This window comes from Parasphingomonas frigoris, assembly GCF_036663815.1.
In the GTDB taxonomy this organism is placed as follows: Bacteria; Pseudomonadota; Alphaproteobacteria; order Sphingomonadales; family Sphingomonadaceae; genus Sphingomonas.
Map to the genome: position 1 here is coordinate 1 of NZ_JAXOJQ010000078.1, position 1,120 is coordinate 1,120.

1 protein-coding gene is annotated in these 1,120 nt (G+C 65.5%); it reads right to left on the reverse strand.

The genetic code is table 11. The annotated features are described in order from the left end of the window. Positions 1–128 precede the first annotated feature (128 nt). Positions 129–1,120 (reverse strand): GlxA family transcriptional regulator (locus U1872_RS22580; protein ID WP_332795089.1); only part of this gene is annotated, 992 nt, incomplete at its 5' end.

Genomic DNA, 1,120 nt, shown 5'->3' on the forward strand with positions numbered 1-1,120 from the left:
CGGCATCATGGTTGGCGTCCTCGTCTCGGACGTACTGTCCGCTCCGACCACAGCGAAGCAGAAGTCGCGACGTTCCGTCCCGGCGCACACGATAATCTGCGTGCCGTCGATGTGCCTACGCTTCTGGTTCAGGCCTGGAGGGCGCGTTCGGTGCCATGCGCCGTGTGCCCGAACCGTTTTCGGTAGTCGCTGGGGCTCAGGCCGGTGAACTTGGCGAACGTCGATCGGAAGGATGCCGGGTCGCCATAGCCCGATTCCCACGCGACCTGTCCGATCGGGGTAGCGGTCGTCTCGAGCAGTTCGCGGGCTTTCTCGATCCGCAGGCGCTGATGATATTGGTTGGGCCGCAAGCCGGTGGCGCCCTGGAAACGGCGGCTGAACGTCCGCGTTTCCAGACCGGACCAAAGCGCCATGTCGGCAACGGTGGAGCCCGCCGCGCCGTGGGCGTGCAGGCGCTGTTGGGATTTCATGATCGCCGCGTCGCCGTGGTTCATCTCGGGCGCGAACGTCTTGTAGAAGCGCTGCTCCCGCCCCGGCGGATCGATCATCATGAAGCGTGCCGTTTGCATCATCGCGACGGCACCCAGCAATCGCCTGACCACGACGAGGCCGAGATCGGTCCACGCCATCACTCCACCCAACGTAATCAGGTCGTCCTCCTCGGTCAGCAGCGCATCGAAATCGACGTGGACGGCCGGGAACATCGTCGCGAGATCGGGCGCGCACAACAGGTGCGTCGTAGCCCGGCGGCCATCCAGCAACCCGGTCTGCGCGAGCAGGAACGTGCCGCCGCAGATCGATCCGAGCACGGCACCCTCGGCATGACGCGCGGTGAGCCAGTTCGACCATTTCCGGGTGGTCTCGATACCCAAGGCCGCCGTCTCGCACGGCGGGATGATGATCACGCTCGGACCGTTCGAACCGTCCGAACCGTCCGCGATCGCTGCATCGGGGACCGTGTCGAAGGTGTGCATGATCCCCCCGGGACCGGTATCGGCGAAATGGCTGAGCCGGATGACCGGCGCGTCCACGCCGACCCGTACCCTGCTCAGATCGTCGGTGATGCGGAACAGGTCGGTCAGGCCGTGGACGATACCGAGCATGACCTTGTCGCGCAGGA